The sequence below is a fragment of the Methanolobus vulcani genome, from assembly GCF_900100715.1.
GTDB lineage: Archaea > Halobacteriota > Methanosarcinia > Methanosarcinales > Methanosarcinaceae > Methanolobus > Methanolobus vulcani.
Genome location: NZ_FNCA01000002.1, coordinates 172,182 through 194,970, shown reverse-complemented (window position 1 = coordinate 194,970; position 22,789 = coordinate 172,182). Strand labels below are relative to the sequence as shown.

The following is a 22,789-nucleotide window of genomic DNA, read 5'->3' as shown; positions in this document are numbered from 1 at the left end:
TTAAAAGGTGTGATAATGAGCTCCCAGTACAACCTTACATCCAATGAGAAAAATGTATTGATCGCATTGGATAATCTAAAAGATGCAAGTCCGGATGAACTTGCTGATAAGTCTGAAATGAAAATGGAAACTTCAATGCAGGCTGCTTTTTTACTAGAAGAGAAAGGACTTTCCCAGGTAGATGAAACAGTAACAGAGATTTTTGATCTTACGGATGAAGGAAAGAAGTATGCCCTGGAAGGACTGCCTGAAAGACAGATAATTGATGCTATTTCCGGTCCGACCTCAATGGATGAGCTTAAGGAGAAATTCAATCCTGCTGTTGCCGGCATTGCTACCGGATGGCTTCGCCGCAAGGGTTGGGCAGGAATTGAAAAGGGAATGATAGTTCCAACCGGCAATGCAGAAAAAGGAGAGGATGAAAAGGTCCTGGAAGCATTCGCGGGTGAATCAAAGACATTCGAGGAACTTGGAGCAGACAAAAATGTCATTAATGATCTCATCAAACGTAAGCTTGTAGCTAAGACTGAAGATAAGAAGAGAAAGATCTGCATCACATCTGAAGGAAAGGAACTTGTTGCAGCAGGCATCACTGTTGAAGAAGAGGTTGCACAACTCACATCCGAACTCCTGAAAAGTGGAGAATGGAAAGAGAAGAAATTCAGACCATATAACATTCACACAGCTCCAAGACCAATATACGGAGCAAAGATTCACCCATACCAGCGCCTCATTGATGAAATGAGACGTATCTTCCTTGATATGGGATTCACTGAGATCAAGGGAGAAGCAGTTCAGAGCTCATTCTGGAACTTCGATTCACTGTTCCAGCCACAGGACCACCCTGCAAGAGAAATGCAGGATACATTCCACCTTTCCAGCACATCAGACCTTCCTGCTGAATATAAGGATAAGGTGTGCGCAGCCCATGAGAATGGCGGAGAAACAGGTTCCACCGGTTGGGGCGGAAAATGGAGTGAAGAGATTGCATGTAAGAATGTTCTCAGAACCCACACCACAGCACTGACAATCAAGTACCTTGCAGACAATCCGGATGCACCTGTAAAGGCATTCTCTATTGACAGGGCTTACCGCAGGGAAACAATTGACCCGACTCACACACCTGAGTTCGAGCAACTTGAGGGTGTCGTGATGGACAAGGACATGTCTTTCTCAAACCTTCTGGGATGTCTTGCTGAGTTCTATCATAGGATGGGATTTGAGGACGTAAGATTCAGGCCAGGATACTTCCCATACACGGAACCAAGCGTCGAGCCCGAGGTATATGTTGACGGACTTGGCTGGGTTGAGCTTGGTGGAGCTGGAGTGTTCAGAAAAGAAGTCACTTCACCACTTGGAATCAAATACCCGGTACTTGCGTGGGGACTTGGAGTCAGCAGACTTGCAATGCTCAAACTCGGACTCAAAGACCTGCGCCAGTTGTATCACTCTGACATTGACTGGCTGCGCAAGAGTGAAGTATGTCAGCTTTAAGCTGAACATACAATCCTATTTTTTAGTATCTACTCTATTTTGAAAACAATCTAAAAGCTATTGATTGAAGTTATCTTTTGACAGTTGTGATTATTTTTGCCAATAATGACATATCTATATCAACTGCATTAGCAGGACAGAGTTCCCGGCAGCAATAACACATTATACATTTTTCCTTATTGATCTCTAAATGATCTTCTACTTCATCAATTGCCTTCACAGAGCAATTCATTGCACAAGCACCACAAAGCACACACTTAGAAGTATTGATCTTTGGCTTCATTTCGAAATATTTACCAAAAAACTTTGTGACAAAAGGAGGAACATTGAAAAGAACACAACCACTGGAAGGTTTGTATCTCATTGTGATCGTTTTTGGATCAATTCCGACCACTTCAGGAACCTGGCTTCCAAACCCACGTTCCTGGGCTGCAACTGTTGTCGGTACCTGAATGGGATCAACACCCATTATTCCTGAAGCAATCACATCAAGTGAGACACAATCATATGATGCTATAATAGCACCTGTTTTTATTGGCGTTCCATGAGCAGGTCCATTGCCTTCCATACCTGTAACTGCGTCCATTACGGCAAGATGAGGTTTTGCAATTGAATACAAATCAATGACAGCTTCTCCAAATATCTTCCTGTCACCCAGAAGGTGCATTTCCTTTCTGGTTTTGAGTGGCAATGCACCGAACATATTCTTTACAGCACCTGTATAATATGTTAATTCATGGGTTTTCATCTTCGGAAGAGAGACTATGACATCAGCATCAGTTATCGCTTTAGAGATATGAAGAGTGGAAAAATGCATTGCATTGGGAATCTCTACTTCAACATAACCTTCTGTCTGAAAATTGAGTAGCTGGACACCCTGAGATTTTGCCACATCCTCAATGCATGAGATCCTGAATGCATGAGCTGTTGCGCCAGGTCTGGTAATCCCGGCACCATCTCCTATTACAGGTATACCTCCTGCGTCCTTTACCAGTTCACACATTGCGGCAACTATAGATGGATGAGTTGTTACAGCATCCTCTGGCTTGCGTGCGGCAAGAACATTTGGTTTCAAAAGGACACGGTCCCCTTCGGAGATTATGGAACTCAGACCGCCAATCATGGAAAGTGCTTCAATGATGCATTCTTTGGATTTTGAATAGTCATCACATTTTACGATGGAAACTTTGTCAGCCATTGAGGACAATATTAGGGAAGTAACTTGAAATAAGTATTGAATAAGTACTTTCATACATAGCCAAATAATTTGAGAAAAATAAAATACCACATATCATTATTATTAGGATGATGACTTAACACACAAATTGGAAAAGTATATATCCAAATATAAAGAAAAAGGATGTATCAATTTATGGTGAGTTAAAAACTTACAATAAGTGGTGGTGCACGATGAAGAAAATATTAATAACAATGATAATAGCGATGGCTCTTATGCCTTTTACAGCAGCAGCGATTGCTCCAAGTTATAATTACATTGACTGGAATCACCAAAATGGTGCAACATTTACCTCAGAAATGCTGGATTGTAGCGGCTATAATGCAGAGAATCCTGATACAGGATGGCTTCACTGGGTCCTCTTACATTCAGGCAGTGTCACCGGTGCTGAGATCAAAGTAGGTGATGGTGAATGGATTTACATGGACTCACAACAGGGTACTAATATAGACTTCTACACAGAACCTTATTATACTGAGGACGAACTCAAGAGTATGACAGTGACAGTTAGGTACACTGGGACACTAGATGGAAATGGATTTATAACACTTTCACATTACTGCCCTGGTGAAAATACTGAAGTTCCAGAATTCCCAACAATTGCAGTGCCAATTGCAGCAATTATCGGAATTGCATTTCTGATGCAGCGTAGAAAGGAGTAAAATACTCCTTTAAGCTTTCTTTTTTGACTATACTATTAAATAAGCCTTTTACACATCCTAATCCCAAATACCTCATCATTATGATCATAATGACTATTACAACTCCTTCGGAAAGTATAATAACAATAAGATGAGAATAATTATTAACATAGAAATGGCTATGTTTCTATGTAGATGGTGGGGACCATGAAAAGAGCAATAATAACAATTTTAATAGTACTGATTGCCTTTGCACAAATGGCATCAGCATCAGTGCCCTTTGACGGCAGTATAGATTGGGATGGTAACCAAGGCCTAACCTCAGCCCAGTTGAATTGTAATGACGATAAAGCACCCTCTGGCGAAGATGGATACCTACACTGGATATTCATAGGTGCAACAAATGTCACTTATGCTGTGATTCTGGTTGACGGTGAAGAGTTCCCTGCGAACACGTATCAGGGTAATAATGTAGACTTTTATACTACGCCTTATTACGAGTTTGATACTCTCAAGGACAAGACAGTAACAGTGCAGTACGCATTGAATGATCCTGATGCAAATCTGGATGCAAATGCAATGATAACACTTTCACACTACTGCCCTGGAGATTACGAAGTTCCAGAATTCCCAACAATTGCTGTGCCAATTGCAGCAATTATCGGAATTGCGTTCCTGATGCAGCGTAGAAAGGAGTAAATTTGCTCCTTAAAACTTTTTTTTAATATCAATTATCCATAGCTTCTTCCACGCTTTTTCTGATAATATAACCGGCTTCATGCAGAATAGTATCACCTATCTGAGCATCTTTTTCCATACTTGCAGTACATGGGTATGAGTGATGAGCGCCGGAAATAGTTTCCTTGTAATCTATTACATCAGACCATTTCAGTTTCTTGGCAACAAACCAGGTTGCACCGCAGGGAGCATCCCTGATAACTTCAACATGTGTAAAGATATCATTGATATGATCCACATCAATTTTAAGCAGAGGTCGACCGAATCCCAGTTTAACGAACTCGTCAATTGTGGGTTTTCCTGTTAGTTCCAGGGAACAGAAAGGTTTGGGACACTCAAACTCAATACCTGCTGATTCCAGCTTTTTTCTTATCTGTTCAGTAAGACCTGCCGGAACAAGGCGTGAGTCATCAACTGGAATAATAACAGCCTTTGCATTGCTCGACAGAGCAATATCAGGTACGGACATCATAAGATCAGGGTGAAGGTCAATTGCGATTACCAGATCTGCAATCGGAAGATTGGATGGAATATATTCATCCGTATCCTCTACAAAATCAGGAAGGTCAGTTCTTAGTTCAAAAAGACCTACGATCATAGGAGCAAAACTCGTTCTTGGTTCACGGCAATGGTCACAGAGATCACCACATGACACACAAAAACTGTCAGAGTTGACAAGATTACCTACAACCTTCTTTCCAAACTCCCCTGAATAAAAAATGCTCAGACGCATGCAACATAGTATACAATTGATACTAAATAAAGTTCCCTACTTACTTTACTGAACCCTTTGTACGAACAATTCCCATTACATAGGAAGGTATACATCCAATTGCTGTACATGTTTCAAGTGAAACTCCCTGAGAAGTTATGTCAAGATGAGATCTTGCAAGGCTGAAAAGCTCCTTTGGAAGCCCTTTTCGGCCAAGGCCGACAAGCACAAGGAAAGACTTGTTATTCATTATCTCATCTGCAAAAGCCTCGGGAGTAATGGCAAATTTCTTTTCAGGTTTTGAAGTTGTCACAACTACCGAGCCGAATTGAGGTTGGAAACCTTTCTTTGGAAGGTCGAAAACAAAAAGGTGTTTTTTCTCATGCAGTAACTTCAGGTATTTTCCGGATTCACCGATAGTTGTCTTATCAGCAACAAATTGCACAAGCTCATCTGCATCCATCTTAAAAGGGAAATCATAAAGTGCAAGGGAAAAACCATATGCATAACATATAGGTGCAGCTCTTGCTATTGCCCTGTAATGGGCATCCAGCACTTTGATCTTATCATATGTATTCACTATACCTAATGTCAGCATGCCTATCACCTTTCAGCCTAATTTCCAGGCAAACACAGATTACTTACAGTTATTAAAGCTGTTGCATAAAGAAGAATATACCTGATTGCATATTCATGGTTCATGTTGTGCCCACAGAACCTCATCCATGCTGCCACTCCTGAAACCTTCAAGATCCATGGTTACATAACTAAAACCGATCTCTTTAAAATAACGAGTGACTTCATCTTTCATACATATCAGTATAAGCATGTCATCTGCATTTACTTCTATACGTGCAATGCCTTTATGGTCACGAACCCTGAACCCCTTTAACCCATTATCAAAAAGGAAAGATTCAGCAGATTCTACTCTCTTAATGCCCTCTTCAGTTAGAGCTTCACCGTAAGGGAACCTTGAAGCAAGACATGGAGATGACATTTTCTCTGCAACTGAAATACCAAGTTCGCTTGCAATCTGACGTACCTCGTTCTTGCTGATGCCCTGTGTCATAAAAGGAGAATACACAATACCACCAGCTTCTTCTATTGCTTTTCTTCCGGGACGATAGGATGCAAGATCAGAAGAATTACTGCCTTCAAGTATTACATTTAATCCAAGCTTTTTTCTGACATTGTCCATAGATGCAAGAATCTCTTTTTTACAGTAATAGCATCTATCAGGGCTATTCTCTGCAATCCGAGGAAAAGACAGTTCATCAAGCTGCACAACCTTATGTGTGATACCTATTTCCGCAGCGATTTTCTTTGCCTCTTTGAGCTCCCTTTCCGGGAACGAACGAAGATCTACAGTAACAGCAACTGCCTTTTCTCCAAGTACCTCATGCGCCAGAAAAGCAAGGGTTGCACTGTCAACGCCGCCTGAAAAAGCCACTAATGCGCTTTCATAAGAGGCTATGTCCTTTTTAAGCAATTCAATTTTGGATATTTTCATTTAATTACAATATGTAGAATATATTATTAAGAATATCCTCACTAGGACTTTCGTACGGACAAATAGAGAACTCTAGGACATTATGTTCTTCACAAAGCATAAAATAGGATTTTAACATATACATGCAATACTTTTAATAATGGTGATAATTGATGGCATTTTTCGGAACTAATGGCGTTAGGGGAATAGCAAACGAATACATTACTCCACAACTTGCAATTGATGTTGCAAGGAGTCTTGGAACTTATATGGGTTCAAAAGGCGTTGTGGCTATAGGGAGAGACACAAGAGCCTCAGGGGAGATGTTAAAATCCGCCGCAATTGCCGGTGCACTATCAGCAGGACTTACGGTTATTAATATAGGTATATGTCCTACACCTTCTGTTCAGTATTATGTTAAAGAATATGCGGACGCAGGAATTGTTGTAACAGCTTCCCATAACCCAAGAGAATATAATGGAATAAAACTCATCGCTTCTGACGGGAGTGAGATGTCACGCGAAGGTGAAAGAGAGATTGAAAAGATATACTATTCCAAAGAATTTAACGCTGCATCATGGGAAAAAACGGGAGACCTGCGCCATGACAGTAATGCTAACGCGTTTTATCTTGAAGGAATAATCAATTCAGTTGACTATGAGCTCATCCGTGAAAAGAAATTTAAGGTCGTAACTGATACCGGGTGCGGTGCAGGATCTACCACGCTTCCTTTCCTGTTACAAAAACTCGGATGTGAGGTCATAACTATCAACGGACAGGTAGATGGTAATTTCCCATGGAGAAACCCGGAACCAACTCCTGATGTACTTACAGAACTTGCGGATATCGTTAAAAAAACAGGTGCAAACATGGGAGTTGCACAGGATGGGGATGCAGATCGTGCAGTATTCTTTGATGAAAATGGAAATTTCATCGAGGAAGAGATACAGCTTGCAATGATGGCTAAATATGTCCTTGCAAGGAAAAAGGGACCAATAGTCACACCGGTCAGTTCCTCATCGCGTATGCTCGACGTTGCCAAACAAGCCGGCGTTGAACTTGTATGGACTGCTGTAGGTTCCATTAACGTGGCACGTAAAATGATGGAAATAGGAGCAGTATTCGGAGGAGAGGGCAATGGAGGTCTCATCTTCCCTGAACACCAGTACTGCCGTGACGGTGCTATGGCATGCGCTAAATTCCTTGAGATAATTGCAAACGGACAGAAGATTTCAGAACTTGCCCAGAGTGTGCCTGAATACTGTAACTCCAAGACAAAGATAAGGATTAAGGACTCAACTGCAACTATGGAGAAAGTTAAGAAAGAGGTTCTTGCCGGAGACAACGAGGTAGACACAACTGACGGAGTTAAGGTCTGGTATGACGATGGCTGGGTGCTTATAAGACCATCAGGAACCGAGCCAATAATCAGGATATTTGCAGAATCAAAGACAGAGGAAAGAGCAGATGCTCTCATGAATGAGGGTGTCGAACTTGTCAACAAGTCGAAATAACATTCACATTCGTAAAGTAGGCTTGTATTTGTAGAACAAGATCAGGCCTTTCCTCTTGATTCGCCAAGGACAATTCCCGTAGCTATCAGATGAGCAACTCTGAGTGGCTCAGGGATATTGCTCCTTGTTGAAGTTATTTTTATTATTTTTGCGGCAATATCATAATCAATTCCAGAACACTGGAAAAAAACAGGATTTTTGTTATCTTTTGTTACAACACTGCTAATCTTCCCAGCCTTTCTAATAATTTCCATTCTCATTTCTGATTCAGGGAGAAATGAAAGAGCCTTTTCTATACTTTCAAAATCTGGCAGGTCACGCATCAGGACGATTACCGGAACATTGGTTCTTTCATAAAGATAAACGATGTCCACAGGATTGAAACCGCCATAAGTAACACCATCCAGCATTATGGCACGAATTTGTGGCAAATGTTTGCTGTTGTTAACCATTGAAACGATCCTGCCAGTTGCGTCCAGACCATCCCTTGTAATCTCTGAGCGAAGTACGCCATCAAGCCATTTACCGCCACGAAAGAAGGCTCCGACTATAGTTATTTTATCGCTGAGAAGCGCAGAATCATCTATACCAAGTATGCGGATCTCATCTTTAATATGAAAATGACGGTATGAGCTATTCACTAAAAATAATATGAAAAAAGGTAGTGAAGTAACTTACCAGCAGGAATGTTAAATGAACATTCCTTCCGGAAGAACTTCCTTTTCAGTTTCTTTCTTTGACATGACCTTCTGCACAGACTCAAGGAAATCATCCATGGAGATTGTTTTCTTGTCAAGTCTTACAGCAAGCATGCCTGCTTCCATGGAAATGGCATTCAGATCTGCACCGCTTGCTTTCTCAGTGAGTTTTGCCAGTTTCCTAAAGTCAATATCTTTTGCAACGGACATGAAACGTGTGTGTATCCTGAAGATATTTGCACGTGCTTCTTCGTCCGGCATTGGTACATTGACTATCCTGTCAAATCTGCCAGGTCTCAGAATAGCAGGGTCAAGAACATCCAGCCTGTTTGTAGCTGCGATAATTCTTACATCGCCCCTGTTATCAAAACCATCCATTTCCGCAAGCAACTGCATAAGTGTCCTCTGAACTTCACGGTCTGCACCGTTGGTGTCATTCAGACGCCTTGAAGCAATTGCATCCAGTTCATCGATGAAGATGATACTTGGGGATTTTTTCCTTGCCATATCGAAGAGTTCTCTGACAAGTTTAGAACCGTCACCAATGTACTTCTGTATAAGTTCAGAACCTACCACCCTTATGTAAGTGGCTTCTGTCCTGTGTGCAACGGCCTTTGCCAGCAAGGTCTTACCGGTACCTGGCTCACCGTACAGGAGAACGCCTTTTGGCGGAGTGATACCTATACGCTGGAAAGCCTCCGGTTTTGTCAGTGGCAATTCCACAGATTCAATAAGTTCCTGTATCTGTGAATCCAGTCCACCTATATCTTCGTAGTCCACATCCTGTGACTCTATTACCTCCATTGCTGAAACTGCAGGGTCTTCACTTGTAGGGATCACTTCCACGATCGCAAGTGTCTGCTGGTTCAATGCAACTTTTGCACCTGGAACTAAAGATTCTTCATTCAGGTACTGTGATACATTGACCATGAACTGCGGTCCCGTGGAACTTCTGACAAGCACTTTTTCCTCTGAAATGACATCCATTATTGTTGCCACTACAAGAGGAACTGTTTTCAGACGGTCAACTTCCGCCTGCAGTCTGCGCACCTCACGTTCATATTTGAGCTTCTGGCTCTCAACAAAACGTTTTTCCGACTCGATCTGGTCGCATTGTTCCTTCAGGAGAGTATTCCTGGACTCTAACTGTCTCATACGGTCTAACAGATATTTGGAAAAATCTTCCTCATTATCTGAACCGACATAGTCATAGTCGGCTTTGTTCACAGAGGTAAAATCATACCTGCCGTGCTCAAAGTCACTGTCGCTGGTCTCGCTCATGTGCCTCCGAATACTATTTAAGTGCAAAGGGTATATAGCCCTTTCGTAAAGAAGAGATTAGACACTTTATGAGTTGAAGATCTATGCAGTGTGAAATATGTGGCGCCGAGATCAGAGGCGATTCTTTTAAAGTAAATATTGACGGTAGTGAACTTACAGTATGTGGAAGATGTTCACAATATGGTACTGCAGCAGGAAAGCGCAGTCCTGTATCCAAGAAGATTGCACCTGTAAGCCGTCGGCCAGCTTCAGCAACTGGAAGCAGCAGACCACCAAGGAAAGCCCCTGGAATGATAGTTGACGAACTAATAGATGAGTACGGACAGGCAATAAAAGAAGCAAGAGAACGAAAGAAGTGGTCACACGACCAGCTGGCTTCAAAGATCAAGGAAAAAGCAACACTTGTCAAAAAGATAGAGCGTGAGGAGATCGTACCTGAGGACGATGTTCGCCAAAAGATAGAAAAAGCGCTCGATCTCAAGCTCACGGAAAGAACCGGAGATAATGATTGGAGTGGTGAAAGACTTAATCGTGGAACTACTCTTGGGGACATAGTGACCATCAAGAGAAAATAAATAATCAAAATTACCAGAGTGATAAAATGAGCCTTGAAGGTAAAAAACTCGGATTTATCGGAACAGGAAAAATGGGCAGTGCATTAATTAAAGGAATATGCGACGCCGGACTTTTTGCTCCATCCAATGTATATGCAAGTGACCTCTATGAGCCATCCCTAGATGAACTTAAACAGAATGTAGGAGTTAACGTATCTACAGATAATGCAGCTACAGTTATTAATTCTGATATAATTGTGCTTGCGGTAAAACCACAGATTCTAAAGAAAGTAATTGCAAGCATAAAAGATGATATTGACTCGGACAAACTGATCATTTCCATTGCAGCAGGTGTCAAACTTGCGGATATTGAAAGCGAGTTCAATGAAGGAACCAGAGTCATAAGAGTTATGCCAAATATTGCTGCAACTGTTGCTGAAGCTGCTTCTGCCATCACACAGGGAAGTAATGCCTCAAAAGAAGATGCAGAGGATGCTCTTGCAATATTCAGTTCAGTTGGAAGTGCGATCCAGGTTCCTGAAAATCTCATGGACGCAGTAACAGGGCTTTCAGGCAGTGGACCCGCATATATATTCCCTGTTATAGAAGCAATGGCAGATGGTGCAGTATACGAAGGACTTGACAGAAAAAGTGCACTTGTACTTGCAGCACAGACAGTTCTGGGTGCTGCAAAAATGGCACTTGAGACCGAAACTCACCCAGGTGAACTGAAGGACATGGTAACATCTCCTGCGGGAACAACCATAAGAGGAATTAAAGTTCTTGAAGAATACGGCATCAGATCCGCTTTTATGCAGGCTGTTATTGAATCATCCAACCGTTCAAAAGAACTTGGAAAATAATAAATACCAGAAAATAATAATTTCTATTATTGTTCTAGTCCTGTATTTCCTAGAATAGAAAGGTTTATTACTGTAAAAAGTTTTAATTATATCTAGGCTAGGAAATCCAGGCATATTAGGTGCGGGAGCCTAAAAAACGTAAACAATGAGAGAAATATATGAAAAAATTACACAAGGGGATTTTCTGGAATGGGGATTGGAGTTAAATCTTTTGCTGTGATCCGGGGTGACAATGCTGACAAAGTCAACGTGGCATTACATGATCTTGAGCATTACGGAAGAATGAGGTTTGTATCAAAACCTAAACGAATAGAACCTGTTTATGCGGATAACCTTCTGGTTAGTGTTGCAGGTGTACCACTGAAAGCCAGATGCAATTCTGCTGCACTTGTGGAGCTTGACAACAACGCAGGCGCTGCAATCAGTAAATTGAGGAAGATTCATCCTCCTGCCCATGTAGTTATAGTTAGTCCAAGGCACGATGTCTATGATGAGCTTATGGACAAATCTGAACTATATCCGGAATTTGAGCGTAGTTTTGAACCCCAACACCACTAAAAAGGTGTTATGAAGTTAGAGAGAATCGGTTGTATCTGTACCTTTGGTTATCTTTCTGAGTTTTTCTACGTACCCGGGTAGACTTTCGATATCTTTTATCTCTTTTTGAACCAGGGACACAATAAGTTCCCTAATTCTTGTATCCGGATTTACCCCTAGCGAATGCAGATTCTTTACGAGTTTATCAGCAAGTATGTTGCCTCTGCGATCCCAGTCAGTTAAAATCACTATCTCCTTTCCGTTCTTTGCAAGGTCTTCGCAGAAATTTACAATCGAATAATGAGTGGCCAGTCTGAACTCAGCATGAAACCCAAGAGACTTTAATGCAATTACATCTCTTTTTCCTTCCACGACAATAATTGAACCCTTATCTACAAAATCCTGAAGCTCATCCAGTAAGTTATCCATCTGCTCCATTCTATTCTCATATACGATCAAAGGAGCTTTCAAATATCTTTTTGAGCCGGGTTTTCTTGGTCGCATGGCAATTGTCCAGATTTTAAAAGTATTATTGTACAAACAGGATTGTAAATTGCCTTTCATTTGATTAAAGAATGACCTTTGAAAACATGAAACAAAACAGATATAAAAAAGAGATACTATTACAAGTAAAGACCTGTCGCAATCGAAAGCAAACATTTTGGGATTGGGAGGGAATCGTTGCGACAGGACATGATAAATTTACTTGTAATAGCGAACGAATTGATCAAACTGTTCATAGTAGTATGCTCTTTCTACCAGGTTGTCGAAATATTCATCCATGTATTTCACCTCAGATACTAGATTGTCATCTGCATATATTAAGAGAAGGCAAGCGAGGTGAAAGTATTAAGGCATATGAAAAACATAACAGGAGCATTAAGATTAAACAGCATCATCAGGCAGTTTGTCTCTGAGAACTGCTGCTACATTAGAATATTCAGCACTCTGCAAAAGAAGAGATTTCTTAGAGTTATGCATCCCATTTACAAAAGATACATCAGAACTACGCAGTCCAAACAGGTCTGCAAGAGCAGAGATAAGTTGTTCATTGGCTTTACCTTTCTGAGCATTCTGAGACAAACGCACTTCGATGCGTTTTCTCCATAGATTATAACCGCTTGGCACGCAAAGGACCTTTGAGCCAGGTGTTACTTCAATATCAATAATGACCCCGGAATCTACCTCTTTTAGAGCATCCTCAAAAGACATTGTGCCACTTCCCCATATTCCAGATTAACATCCAACGAACAAAACAAATGATCGTATGAAAAGAAGGATAATGCTGTCGTCTGGCGCACTAACTCCGGGAGATCATCCTATTGGAATTTCCGCTGTCCTTCCCAGTTTCCCTCGTGACAGGCTTTATCGCACTATCCAATGTAGCGTATTGAGGTTGTCTGTACAATCACAGATAGGCTCTGCCATGCTCTCATGCAAGGACCTAACAATACGCACGTTTATCTACTACAGCTGAGGCATATAAATATAGCGTCTAAAAAGCACCGTAAATGAAAACTGAAAACATATACTTGATAAGTGCTTATAAAGGATTAAAGCCATTAATGCATGTTCATGTCATGGGAACAAACAATATCCGGAAAAATAATATACGGACCAGAGGCAGAGGTCATTGAAGGTTATATTGTCGTAGAGGATGGCATCATCAAGGAAGTGCATGAGAAAAAAAATGATTCACAATTGATCATTGCTCCCTGTTTTGTTAATGCACACACCCATATAGGTGATTCTGTCTGCAAGGATCCTGTTCTTGGTGAAACCGTTGGACACTATGTAAAAAGAGACCTTGACCAGCTCGTAAAACCACCTGATGGATTCAAACATCGCATATTGAACAGTACTCCCCATGATGAAATGATTGAAGCGATGAAAAGCTCCATCTGCGATATGAATTATACAGGCACATATGCTTTTGCAGATTTCAGAGAAGGTGGAGTAAATGGGATCAATGATCTCAAAGAAGCTCTCAGTTCATCAGAGATAGAAAGGAGAATATTTGCCAGACCGGTGAAAACCGAAAATACAGAAGAACTTCGCACAGAACTGGATGATATACTGGCATGTGCTGATGGACTAGGAATGAGCGGTACTAATGACATGGATATGAGCATACTTGAAACTGCAAGAGAACAGACAGCAAAATACGGTGCAACATTTGCTATTCACTCCGGCGAGAATAACCGAAGTGATATAGACATGGCATTATCACTTGATCCTGATATATTGATCCACATGACACATGCAGAAGCGTCTGACCTAAAAAAGGTTGCAGAGGAAGACATACCTATAGTGGTCTGTCCACGATCTAATTTTATTACTGGTGTTGGAATGTCACCTGTTGCAAAAATGCTTGACGAAGGAATTAAAGTGGCAGTGGGAACCGATAATGTAATGCTTAATTCTGTCAATATGTTCTCTGAGATGGAGATTTTAGCTAAAATTTTTGGCATAGAGGACAGACAAGTATTTATGATGTGTACGCTTATGGGAGCAACAATATTAGGACTTGAGAACACCGGTTCTATTCTTGAAGGAAATAAAGCAAAAATCATGATCATTAATGGGGATTCAAGCAATCTCACAGGTACAAGGGAAATAATAAGTGGGATTGTGAGAAGAGCGCGACCCGATGATATACTATCTGTAATAATTTAAACAGGGATATATTTACGAAGGAGAGGGACAATGACAAGTACTCTGTATAAAAATATATTTATTGCAACCGATGGATCCAAACAAAACCAGAAAGCAGTTATGCACAGCGTTGAACTCGCAAAAATGAGTGGTGCGAAATTATATGCAGGATATGTTGTTGATACTGCGGCTTTTGCATCAATCCCTATGGATGCCGGATGGGAAATGATGTACGAACTTCTGGAAAATGAAGCTAACGGAGCTACTGAATCAGTTGAAGAGCTGGCAAAGAAAGAAGGTGTTACCGTTGAAACCGTGGTCCTTGAAGGTAACCCCAGCCATGAGATAATCGAATTTGCTAATAACAACAACATTGACCTTATTGTAATGGGAACTCTCGGAAAGACCGGATTTGACCGGTTCCTTCTTGGAAGTGTTGCAGAAAAGGTAACAAGAAACTCAATGGTACCCGTACTTGTAGTACGAGGCGAATCTGAAGAGGAAGAGTAAGGAGTTTCACCATGCCAAAAAACATCAAAGTCTCTGATATAATGAGAACAGAAGTTGCATACGCAACTCTCCCGGGATCAAGAGATGAAGTACACGCCTTGCTCAAAGAGAAGAGAGTATCAGGTGTTCCGGTATTAAAGGACGGTAAGATCGTAGGTGTTGTGAGCAGAGCTAACCTTCTGAAAAATCCAGAAGAAGAACAACTCGCACTTTTAATGACCCGCAACCCTGTAGTTATAGACCCTGATGGAAGCATTGTCGATGCTGCAAAGATACTTATGGAGCACAACATCAGAAGACTTCCTGTTGTAAAAGATGAGAAGCTTGTAGGCATCATATCCGTTGCTGATATTGTTGCATCCATTGCAGAACTCAACATAACAGACCATGTTGGACAGTATATGAACAAGACTGTTGTTCCTATATGGACAGATACACCGCTCAATGTTGCCGCAAGGGTCATGGAACTTGCAAAAGCAAAGGCTGCACCGGTAATAGACAGCAATCTTGAAGTTGTAGGTATTATCACAGACCGTGATGTCATAAGTGCCAGTGTTATCGAGGATTCAGTAGAGATGTCTGATATGTCCAATGGTTCAGATGACGACGAATGGACATGGGAATCCATGAGGGATACCATGAGCATTTATTACAGCGTTTCAAGAGTTAAAGTACCTGACATACCAGTAAAGGATGTAATGGTCAGTGACCTTGTAAAAGCTGCATACATATCAGGTGTCAGCGAATGTGCATTGAAGATGAAGAGGAACAAGATAGACCAGATCCCGATCGTCAATGCAAACCAGAGATTCCTGGGACTTCTGCGTGACCGTAATCTCATGAAAGCAATCGTTGAAAATTAATCATTTTATGGGTAGCAATACCCAGACAATCTTTTTTAATAGTGATTCCAATGGAACGGCCATTTGTATTTATAAATTCAGCAATGTCTGCCGATGGTAAGATATCCACAAAAGAAAGAAAGCAAGTAAGGATTTCCGGCCAGATAGACTTCAACCGTATGGATAAGTTACGTGCAGGATCCGATGCAGTAATGGTGGGTATCGGAACAGTACTTGCCGATGATCCAAGCCTGACGGTGAAATCTGCTGAACTCAAGGAAGAAAGGATTTCATCAGGTAGGGATGAGAACCCCGCGAGAATTATTGTTGACAGCAAAGCAAGGACACCTCTTGATGCTGACATCTTTAAAAAAGGGAAAGGAAAGCGTATCATTATCGTTTCAGAATCTGCTCCGGCAGATAAAGTAGATCTTCTGAAAGAGCAGGCAATAATTGTTGTTGCAGGTGAGGAAAATGTGGACCTTAAAAAAGCCATGTCAGAACTCAAAAACCAGGGAATTGAACGCTTAATGATCGAAGGCGGTGCAACGCTTAACTGGGGAATGATATCAAACGGGCTTGTTGATGAATTTTATACATTTGTAGGGAACTTAATAATCGGCGGAAAGACAGCACCAACCTTTACAGATGGTGAAGGTTTTACTGAAAAAGATATACAGAAGCTCGAGCTCATTGATGCCGAGAAAATGGAAGAAGGAGTTCTCCTTAAATGGAAAGTTCTTGCTAATTCAGAGAAATAATATTTTCTTTTTTTAGATTATGGTTTTGTGCATTATTGCCAAATACACACAAACTATAAATCATCATAGTTTAAATATAAGCCAGACAGAATGCTAAGAACCCTTGACCAGAGAAATGTGATATCATGAATAAATTAGTCCTGCCGATAATAGTCTTGATTTCAGTGCTCTTCATAGTCGCAGGAATGACAGGCGACAATAAAGAAGCGATGGAAAACAGTGCGATAATAGAGATCACAAGTGCACAGGAACTTAATGATCTATTAGCACAGGGACCTGTTCTGATGGAAATAGGAACTGATTGGTGCCCTGCCTGCAGCTCACAAAAACCCATAATGGCGGAGATATCACTGGAATACGAAGGAAAAGCATCTGTAGTATATCTCAACTCGGACAAGGCAGGTGCATTTGCTGCCAGTTTTAACATCTATTCGATCCCAGACTCGTTTGTCATAGTTAAGAACGGAGAGAATGGTTACGTCTACATGGGAACAGATGGTCAGGTTACAACAGATAGAAATTATGCAAGGTACATCGGTCTGACAACTAAAAGCAAATTTACAGATTTGCTTGATAACGCAATAAAATATAGAAAATCAATAGTTGATTAAATGATTGATGCAAGCACACTATCTCCAGTGGCATCTTTTTTTGCAGGAATTGTGAGCGTGTTCTCTCCATGTGTATTACCTTTGCTTCCAATCGTACTTGCATACTCAACTGGAAACAGCAGACTTCGCCCCCTGGCAATAATTGCCGGACTTACTTTTTCATTCACCGTAATGGGCATTGCAGCATCAGCATTCGGAGAGTATTTTTTACCCTATATTGGCGAACTCAGAATTGTTGCAGAGCTAATAATCATTTTCATGGGCATATCAATGCTCATGGAAAAGAACTTATTTACATCCCTGTCTCAATACACAGGAAAACTCCACACAGAAGGAAAAGGACTTATTGGCGGACTTATAATCGGAGCGACACTTGGAATAGTATGGATCCCATGTGTTGGACCTATACTTGCATCTATCCTCACCCTTGTTGCACTTGAAGGAAACGTACTTTATGGCGCAGGACTTCTGATAATATATTCAATAGGTTTTGCAATTCCAATGATAATTATCGCTTATTTTGCAAAACTATCTGGTGACAGGCTTAGCAAAATATCAGAATACGATATCGAGCTCAAAAAAGGAGCAGGCATTATACTTATAATCGTAGGACTATGGATGGTTTATTCAAATCACCTAAGATTTTTCTTGTAAGATAGCTCCATACAAACCGGACAAATTTCATAACGGTTAAATAAAAATGTAGCATATTTTTTAGCAATGTCAATTGGACGCATTTGGCAGATTTGTTTGGTGGTATAATGAATTTCAAAATAATATTATTGGCTGGACTAGTTCTTACTATAATCATCGGGATAGCAGGCACATCATATGCAGCTATTTCCGATACTATCGGAGATTTTGATTCACAGGATATAAGCTCACTTGATGTTTCAACTGATGGAAATAACCTTTACATTACAATAACCTGTACAGAAGATGTAGCAGATTACAGTTTCTACGGAGCTGTATTTATTGACACTGATAAGAATGTTCTGACCGGCTATGCTGATAATGGTGCAGACTATGTGTATCAATTCAGTTACATGAGCATTATTTATTCAGAACCCATGGTGACAACCACACTAAACGACAACACACTGTACAGTGACTCTATTTATGCGCAGGGCAATCAAATTTTCATAACACTGCCTCTTTCGGCACTTGGAAATGATGATGGGAACATGAATGTTGTTGTTGCTCTCCATGATCAGATGGTAAAAGCCCTTGACTTTGACCGTGCCCCTGATCAGGGAGTATTCAATACTGCAACAGGGAGTGTTGAGACCTCAGGGTTGGATCTGGCTGGAGGAACTGTTACTGATAAAATCGGAGACACCAGTTCAGCAGATATTAGAGAGATGAGTGCAAGTGTAACGAATGATGTCCTGAACGTCGAAGTGATCTATAACCAGAATATCGAGTCCAGTGGATATTCTTATGGCGAAGACATCACCGGCTGGATATCCATCGATGCTGACCAGAAACTTGCAACTGGATTTACCAATACGGAACAGGCGCCTCCCACTTTCGGTGTGGATTACAGGATAGAATATGCAGTTGGAGCCCTTACCGGAACAGATGCAAATATCAAAATGATAAAAACAGGCTCAGAGATGGCAAAATTAGGTTACTCGGATACAAGGAGCACACCTATCGGGGTACCATACAATGATGCTACCTTCAAAGTTTCAGGAAATAAAGTATTCCTTGGAATACCCCTCTCAATGCTTGGAAATGATGACGGGAATATGTACATCACAGCAGATTCTTTCAGCTTGCAGGGCTCACTTGGAGGGGAAATGGACAGTGTACCTGATTACGGACAGGGTGCTCTTAACACTGCTGACGGCTCGATCAAACCCCTTCTTGCATATGGAGCAGACAAAAAGACACTTACTGATGCTGCAGGAGACTCAACTGGTTTTGGATACGATGGTGATGACATCATATCTGCGGATATCGGCTTCACGGACAACATCATGCTGATAACTATTGCATATGCAAGTCTCGAACTGGATGATGGAGCTATCACCACTGTTTACTTTGACACAAACCAGGACAATAGCCCGGACTACATGCTCAGCTTTGGCCTGTACAATGGAGATCTTTCAGGAACTATGTTTGGAATGTACAATGGAAAGTACAGCGTAAGGGAAGCAACTCACCTGATCACCATGCAGGGAAATAAGATGTACCTGAGCATTCCTGCAGAGTTTTTGCCCGATGATGGAAACATGGATATTTTCATCGAAACTGCCCTGGTCCCCTATGGTACGAAAATCCCAGGCTCAAAGCGGGCAGAAACCGGAACCGTATATATTAATCCAGACAGCGATGGCAGATCTCTATATGACAGGGCACCTGATGCAGGAGTTTTCACAATCGGAGCAAACGGTAATTTCCAGAATGGAAATAACAACAATGTTCAGCAGGATGGGCAAGGAGAAGAAGGACCGGGATTTTCAGGATTGATGAGTGTTGCTGCAGTAGTAGCTAGTTTGTATATTATGAGAAAGATAAAATAAGAAAGACAGTTGTAAAATAAGAATAGGTTAATGTGTTCAAACAAGAACACATTAATCTTCATTTGCTATTGTAACAAGTTCGTTTATACAGGCAACTGCCATTGGTGTTCCACCACGTGTACCCACACATGTGATTGATGGAACTGGTGCGCCCCTGACAACTTCCTTTGATTCTGCTGCGTTGACAAAACCTACAGGTGTGCCTACAATGATAGCTGGTTTGATGCCGTGTTCTATCATCCTGCATACTGCAAATGCAGCGGATGGTGCATTGCCTATTGCAACAATTGAACCTTCAAGAATATCCTTGCATTTCAGGAATCCTGCTGCAGTTCTTGTAATACCGTACTTTTTAGCAAGTTCTGCATCCTCATCCTTGTCAAGTACACAGATAATCTCACAGTTGTGGCCTCTCTTGGTAATTCCTGACTTGACCATGTTGATGTCAACAAGAATGGGAGCTCCCTTTCTAATTGCCTCAACACCTGCATTTATAGGATCATTGACAAAGCGCATGATGTCTGCTACTGCAGGGTCACCGGTTGAGGTTACACAGCGCTGTTTCACGCGATCCTCAGGAGTTTCATCACCCACAAGCTTGCGGGCAATGTTGCGGCTTGTCATGTAAATTGCCTTGGCCTCATCGGTCTGTGAACCAAGGTCATTGCAGATAGCAACGAGATCAGGGTCGATCTCAGTTGTCATTTCCACAAGCTCTTCAATACTTGTGTCAGTCTTTTTGGAATCAATAGTCATATTTCCGATGATACCCCCTTGGAGTGATTATTCTCTTACCGTATGGTGAATCCCATATACGGGAATCATTTGTTGTGATAAGGATTGTTGTACTCATGTCGACCCAGTCGTTGTAGTCCATAACCTCGCCAAGGGTTGTGACAACGTAATCCTGGTCACTGTCCCTCAGGGCATTTTTAACAAGAGCTACAGGAACTGAATCTTCCTTGTACTTTCTGATGATATCAATGGCCTTTGAGAAATTGGATTTGCGCTGGCGGCTCTTTGGATTGTAGAGTGACATCACAAAATCTGCTGATGCTGCTGCATCAAGTCTTTTCTCGATGACTTCCCATGGTGTCAGAAGGTCACTGAGACTTACGGTACACATATCATTGACAATAGGTGCTCCAACAACACTTGCAGCTGCTGTAATTGCAGTTACACCAGGCAGAACCTCTACCTCAACACCAAGACCAGCGTGTTCTGCAACTTCAAGAACAAGACCTGCCATACCGTAAACGTTGGCATCTCCACCGCTTATCATGGAAACAACTTTATCCTGCGCAAGCTCCACTGCCTTGCGTGAGCGGTCAACTTCCTTACCCATGGCACTGCGGACTATCTCCTGTTTATCCAGCAGGCTTGCCATCTGGTCAAGATAGGTACCGTTTCCGACAATGTAATCTGATGTCATGATTACATCCCTTGCCTTCACTGTCAACTGTTCGACTGAACCCGGACCTATTCCGATGATGTAGAGTTTACCTTTACTCTGCGATTGCGATTGTGACCCTTCCATATACCTTCTTCCTTAGTATCAATTGTTTTTTTTCCGACAGCGCCAGTGCAGCAGGTTCTGCAACGCCCCTAAGCCCGAAGCGTTTTGCCTGCGAAGCCGACGGCGCATCATAGTTATTCAATTCGTCGTGATCTATGAACGTTATTGTGAGCCCGAAGAACTTAGCTGCTTCATGCAGTCCAGTCTCGTTCTCTTTAAGTTTTGCTGATGCCAGTCCTTCCACATCACCGATACTTCTGCCTACCTCCGCAAGCGCATTGTTTATCGCATCGATGGCTTCCTGACTGTCAATACCCCTTCGGGCTCCCATACCTATGATCATTTGCCCTCAGCCTTTTCTTCTCGTTTCAGGACCGAAACATCGTCTCCGACAATGACTATCTTTGGACCTTTTATTTCGAGGACTTCAACATCCTCATCAAGCAGAGCGCAATTCACCTGAACAGTGGATGGCTTATTGACAATGTCACATCCAAGCGACTTGGCAATTCCTTCCACCGAATTCCTGTTGTGGACCTCAGTAGCTGTAGTTACAACCGGAACAGGACCAATTTCAGCTATCTTCCTGACAACTTCGTTGCCTCCATGATGACCACCAAGCAGAGGAATTGCAAAATTCATATTAGAATCTACAACTACCACTGCAGGATCCTTCCACTTATTCACTATAAGCGGTGCTATCTCACGGACAACAATGCCGGTGGCAAACACTGCCACGATGGCATCATATTCTTCAAATGCCTTTCTGAAGATGGTTTTATCGAACATCAGGATATCTGCATCCAGATGTTCTGCCAGGCGCTCTGCAACCTCAAGATTTCTCTCAAAGGTTATGACAGCGGTTCTTGTGCCACTCCGTATAAGTAAGACCTCCCGAAGTTACCATATTCTACAGGCTCTACAACTCCACCGATAAGGATCATTGCGGAGCGCTTGATACCTGCTTCCTTGACCTTGCCGGCAATGTCTGCAACAGTGCCCTTAATGATCTTCTGGTCAGGCCATGATGCATGGAAAACAACTGCCACAGGAGTGTCGTCTGGATATTCCACTTTCTCCATGATCTGCTCGATCTTCTGGGTTCCCAAAAACACAGCCATGGTTGCGCCATGTCTTGAGAGTTCCTTGATCTGGTCCTTCTCAAGTGTCTTACCTGCAGGACGTGTTATAATAAGAGTTTCTGAGACATCATTAAGTGTAAGCTGGGTCTTCAGCGCTGCTGCTGTTGCAAATACTGAAGATACACCAGGAATTATCTCAACTTCTACATCGAACTTCTTGAGTTCCTCGATCTGCTCTACGATTGAACCGTAAAGTGATGGGTCGCCGCTGTGTAATCTTACGACCTTCTTACCTGCTTCTAGATTGTCAACTATAAGTTGGTTGGTCTCATCAAGGGTAAGTCCGTAACTGTCAATCTTTTCGCCTTTACAGTAGTTTACAACTTCAGGATTTACAAGGGAACCTGCATAGATTACAAGGTCAGCCCCTTCAAGAAGCTCTTTGCCCATTACGGTAATGTATTTTGCATTTCCCGGGCCGGACCCTACAAAATAGACTTTCTTATCTGTCATTGCATTCACCTTG

General features: G+C 41.8%; 27 protein-coding genes. 14 read left to right on the top strand and 13 right to left on the bottom strand.

The features are described from left to right. Nucleotides 1-15: 15 nt before the first annotated feature. Nucleotides 16-1,494 carry a phenylalanine--tRNA ligase subunit alpha gene (pheS, locus tag BLP52_RS03515; protein ID WP_091708754.1) on the top strand — a complete coding sequence of 493 codons (1,479 nt, stop codon included), beginning with the start codon at nucleotides 16-18 and terminating at the stop codon, nucleotides 1,492-1,494. 70 nt (nucleotides 1,495-1,564) lie between these two features. On the opposite strand, the gene BLP52_RS03510 is transcribed toward pheS, so the two are convergent. Continuing rightward, nucleotides 1,565-2,692, bottom strand: a complete 1,128-nt coding sequence (locus BLP52_RS03510; RefSeq protein WP_091708752.1) for a DUF362 domain-containing protein — start codon at nucleotides 2,690-2,692, stop codon at nucleotides 1,565-1,567. Between the two features lie 212 nt (nucleotides 2,693-2,904). On the opposite strand from BLP52_RS03510, the gene BLP52_RS03505 reads away from it, so the two are divergent. Continuing rightward, the gene (locus BLP52_RS03505) at nucleotides 2,905-3,393 is read left to right on the top strand and encodes a PEF-CTERM sorting domain-containing protein (protein WP_091708750.1); all 489 of its coding nucleotides are present in this window, start codon (nucleotides 2,905-2,907) and stop codon (nucleotides 3,391-3,393) included. 237 nt (nucleotides 3,394-3,630) lie between these two features. Further along, nucleotides 3,631-4,071, top strand: a complete 441-nt coding sequence (locus BLP52_RS14665; protein ID WP_238380703.1) for a PEF-CTERM sorting domain-containing protein — start codon at nucleotides 3,631-3,633, stop codon at nucleotides 4,069-4,071. Nucleotides 4,072-4,099: 28 nt separating this feature from the next. Here BLP52_RS14665 and BLP52_RS03495 read toward each other — a convergent pair whose 3' ends face one another. The 3 genes from BLP52_RS03495 to larE form a co-directional block, all read right to left on the bottom strand. After that, a complete protein-coding gene (locus BLP52_RS03495) occupies nucleotides 4,100-4,843 on the bottom strand; it encodes a DUF166 domain-containing protein (RefSeq protein WP_091708746.1) in 744 nt (247 codons plus the stop codon). A 40-nt stretch (nucleotides 4,844-4,883) separates the two neighbouring features. Further along, a complete protein-coding gene (locus BLP52_RS03490; RefSeq protein WP_091708745.1) occupies nucleotides 4,884-5,420 on the bottom strand; it encodes a DUF531 domain-containing protein in 537 nt (178 codons plus the stop codon). A 93-nt stretch (nucleotides 5,421-5,513) separates the two neighbouring features. Further along, nucleotides 5,514-6,332, bottom strand: a complete 819-nt coding sequence (larE, locus tag BLP52_RS03485) for an ATP-dependent sacrificial sulfur transferase LarE (RefSeq protein ID WP_091708743.1) — start codon at nucleotides 6,330-6,332, stop codon at nucleotides 5,514-5,516. A gap of 152 nt (nucleotides 6,333-6,484) precedes the next feature. Here larE and glmM point away from each other — a divergent pair, with 152 nt between their 5' ends. Then, nucleotides 6,485-7,825: a phosphoglucosamine mutase gene (glmM, locus tag BLP52_RS03480; RefSeq protein ID WP_091708741.1), complete on the top strand. Its 1,341-nt coding sequence runs from the start codon at nucleotides 6,485-6,487 to the stop codon at nucleotides 7,823-7,825. Nucleotides 7,826-7,866: 41 nt separating this feature from the next. On the opposite strand, the gene BLP52_RS03475 is transcribed toward glmM, so the two are convergent. After that, the gene (locus BLP52_RS03475) at nucleotides 7,867-8,466 is read right to left on the bottom strand and encodes an endonuclease dU (RefSeq protein WP_091708740.1); all 600 of its coding nucleotides are present in this window, start codon (nucleotides 8,464-8,466) and stop codon (nucleotides 7,867-7,869) included. A gap of 48 nt (nucleotides 8,467-8,514) precedes the next feature. Then, a complete protein-coding gene (locus BLP52_RS03470) occupies nucleotides 8,515-9,804 on the bottom strand; it encodes a proteasome-activating nucleotidase (protein ID WP_091708737.1) in 1,290 nt (429 codons plus the stop codon). A gap of 83 nt (nucleotides 9,805-9,887) precedes the next feature. Between BLP52_RS03470 and BLP52_RS03465 the strand changes: the two genes are divergently transcribed. The 3 genes from BLP52_RS03465 to BLP52_RS03455 all read left to right on the top strand — a co-directional run bounded on the left by BLP52_RS03465 (nucleotide 9,888) and on the right by BLP52_RS03455 (nucleotide 11,779). Continuing rightward, nucleotides 9,888-10,379 carry a multiprotein bridging factor aMBF1 gene (locus BLP52_RS03465; RefSeq protein ID WP_091708735.1) on the top strand — a complete coding sequence of 164 codons (492 nt, stop codon included), beginning with the start codon at nucleotides 9,888-9,890 and terminating at the stop codon, nucleotides 10,377-10,379. 26 nt (nucleotides 10,380-10,405) lie between these two features. Next, on the top strand, nucleotides 10,406-11,221 hold the full coding sequence (proC, locus tag BLP52_RS03460) for a pyrroline-5-carboxylate reductase (RefSeq protein ID WP_091708734.1): 816 nt from the start codon (nucleotides 10,406-10,408) through the stop codon (nucleotides 11,219-11,221). A gap of 189 nt (nucleotides 11,222-11,410) precedes the next feature. Then, nucleotides 11,411-11,779: a DUF356 domain-containing protein gene (locus BLP52_RS03455; protein WP_091708732.1), complete on the top strand. Its 369-nt coding sequence runs from the start codon at nucleotides 11,411-11,413 to the stop codon at nucleotides 11,777-11,779. Nucleotides 11,780-11,794: 15 nt separating this feature from the next. Here the strand turns inward: BLP52_RS03455 and BLP52_RS03450 are convergent, their stop codons facing one another. Continuing rightward, nucleotides 11,795-12,262, bottom strand: coding sequence for a toprim domain-containing protein (locus tag BLP52_RS03450; protein WP_091708730.1), 468 nt, complete (start codon nucleotides 12,260-12,262; stop codon nucleotides 11,795-11,797). Nucleotides 12,263-12,643: 381 nt separating this feature from the next. Beyond that, nucleotides 12,644-12,970, bottom strand: a complete 327-nt coding sequence (locus BLP52_RS03440) for a DUF167 domain-containing protein (protein ID WP_091708726.1) — start codon at nucleotides 12,968-12,970, stop codon at nucleotides 12,644-12,646. A 363-nt stretch (nucleotides 12,971-13,333) separates the two neighbouring features. On the opposite strand from BLP52_RS03440, the gene BLP52_RS03435 reads away from it, so the two are divergent. The 7 genes from BLP52_RS03435 (at nucleotide 13,334) to BLP52_RS03405 (ending at nucleotide 19,665) form a co-directional block, all read left to right on the top strand. Beyond that, the gene (locus BLP52_RS03435; protein WP_091709176.1) at nucleotides 13,334-14,434 is read left to right on the top strand and encodes an amidohydrolase family protein; all 1,101 of its coding nucleotides are present in this window, start codon (nucleotides 13,334-13,336) and stop codon (nucleotides 14,432-14,434) included. A 30-nt stretch (nucleotides 14,435-14,464) separates the two neighbouring features. Beyond that, complete coding sequence (locus BLP52_RS03430; protein WP_091708724.1) at nucleotides 14,465-14,923, top strand: universal stress protein; 459 nt, start codon at nucleotides 14,465-14,467, stop codon at nucleotides 14,921-14,923. Nucleotides 14,924-14,934: 11 nt separating this feature from the next. Beyond that, the gene (locus BLP52_RS03425; RefSeq protein WP_091708722.1) at nucleotides 14,935-15,786 is read left to right on the top strand and encodes a CBS domain-containing protein; all 852 of its coding nucleotides are present in this window, start codon (nucleotides 14,935-14,937) and stop codon (nucleotides 15,784-15,786) included. A 50-nt stretch (nucleotides 15,787-15,836) separates the two neighbouring features. Then, nucleotides 15,837-16,526, top strand: coding sequence for a 2,5-diamino-6-(ribosylamino)-4(3H)-pyrimidinone 5'-phosphate reductase (locus tag BLP52_RS03420; protein ID WP_091708720.1), 690 nt, complete (start codon nucleotides 15,837-15,839; stop codon nucleotides 16,524-16,526). Between the two features lie 125 nt (nucleotides 16,527-16,651). After that, nucleotides 16,652-17,137, top strand: a complete 486-nt coding sequence (locus BLP52_RS03415) for a thioredoxin family protein (protein WP_091708718.1) — start codon at nucleotides 16,652-16,654, stop codon at nucleotides 17,135-17,137. After that, entirely contained in the window at nucleotides 17,138-17,791 is a 654-nt protein-coding gene (locus BLP52_RS03410) for a cytochrome c biogenesis CcdA family protein (RefSeq protein WP_091708716.1), read from the top strand. A gap of 107 nt (nucleotides 17,792-17,898) precedes the next feature. Continuing rightward, complete coding sequence (locus tag BLP52_RS03405) at nucleotides 17,899-19,665, top strand: hypothetical protein (RefSeq protein ID WP_091708714.1); 1,767 nt, start codon at nucleotides 17,899-17,901, stop codon at nucleotides 19,663-19,665. A 51-nt stretch (nucleotides 19,666-19,716) separates the two neighbouring features. Here the strand turns inward: BLP52_RS03405 and BLP52_RS03400 are convergent, their stop codons facing one another. The 5 genes from BLP52_RS03400 to cobM all read right to left on the bottom strand — a co-directional run bounded on the left by BLP52_RS03400 (nucleotide 19,717) and on the right by cobM (nucleotide 22,776). After that, nucleotides 19,717-20,421, bottom strand: coding sequence for a precorrin-8X methylmutase (locus BLP52_RS03400; protein ID WP_091708712.1), 705 nt, complete (start codon nucleotides 20,419-20,421; stop codon nucleotides 19,717-19,719). Further along, a complete protein-coding gene (gene cobJ, locus BLP52_RS03395; RefSeq protein WP_091708711.1) occupies nucleotides 20,411-21,202 on the bottom strand; it encodes a precorrin-3B C(17)-methyltransferase in 792 nt (263 codons plus the stop codon). The genes BLP52_RS03400 and cobJ overlap by 11 nt, the downstream gene beginning before the upstream one ends. Further along, entirely contained in the window at nucleotides 21,171-21,524 is a 354-nt protein-coding gene (locus BLP52_RS03390) for a cobalamin biosynthesis protein (RefSeq protein ID WP_091708709.1), read from the bottom strand. The genes cobJ and BLP52_RS03390 overlap by 32 nt, the downstream gene beginning before the upstream one ends. Continuing rightward, a complete protein-coding gene (locus BLP52_RS03385) occupies nucleotides 21,521-21,970 on the bottom strand; it encodes a cobalamin biosynthesis protein CbiG (RefSeq protein WP_091708707.1) in 450 nt (149 codons plus the stop codon). The genes BLP52_RS03390 and BLP52_RS03385 overlap by 4 nt, the downstream gene beginning before the upstream one ends. Before the next feature lie 62 nt (nucleotides 21,971-22,032). Further along, on the bottom strand, nucleotides 22,033-22,776 hold the full coding sequence (gene cobM / locus BLP52_RS03380) for a precorrin-4 C(11)-methyltransferase (RefSeq protein WP_091709174.1): 744 nt from the start codon (nucleotides 22,774-22,776) through the stop codon (nucleotides 22,033-22,035). Between the last annotated feature and the right edge of the window lie 13 nt (nucleotides 22,777-22,789).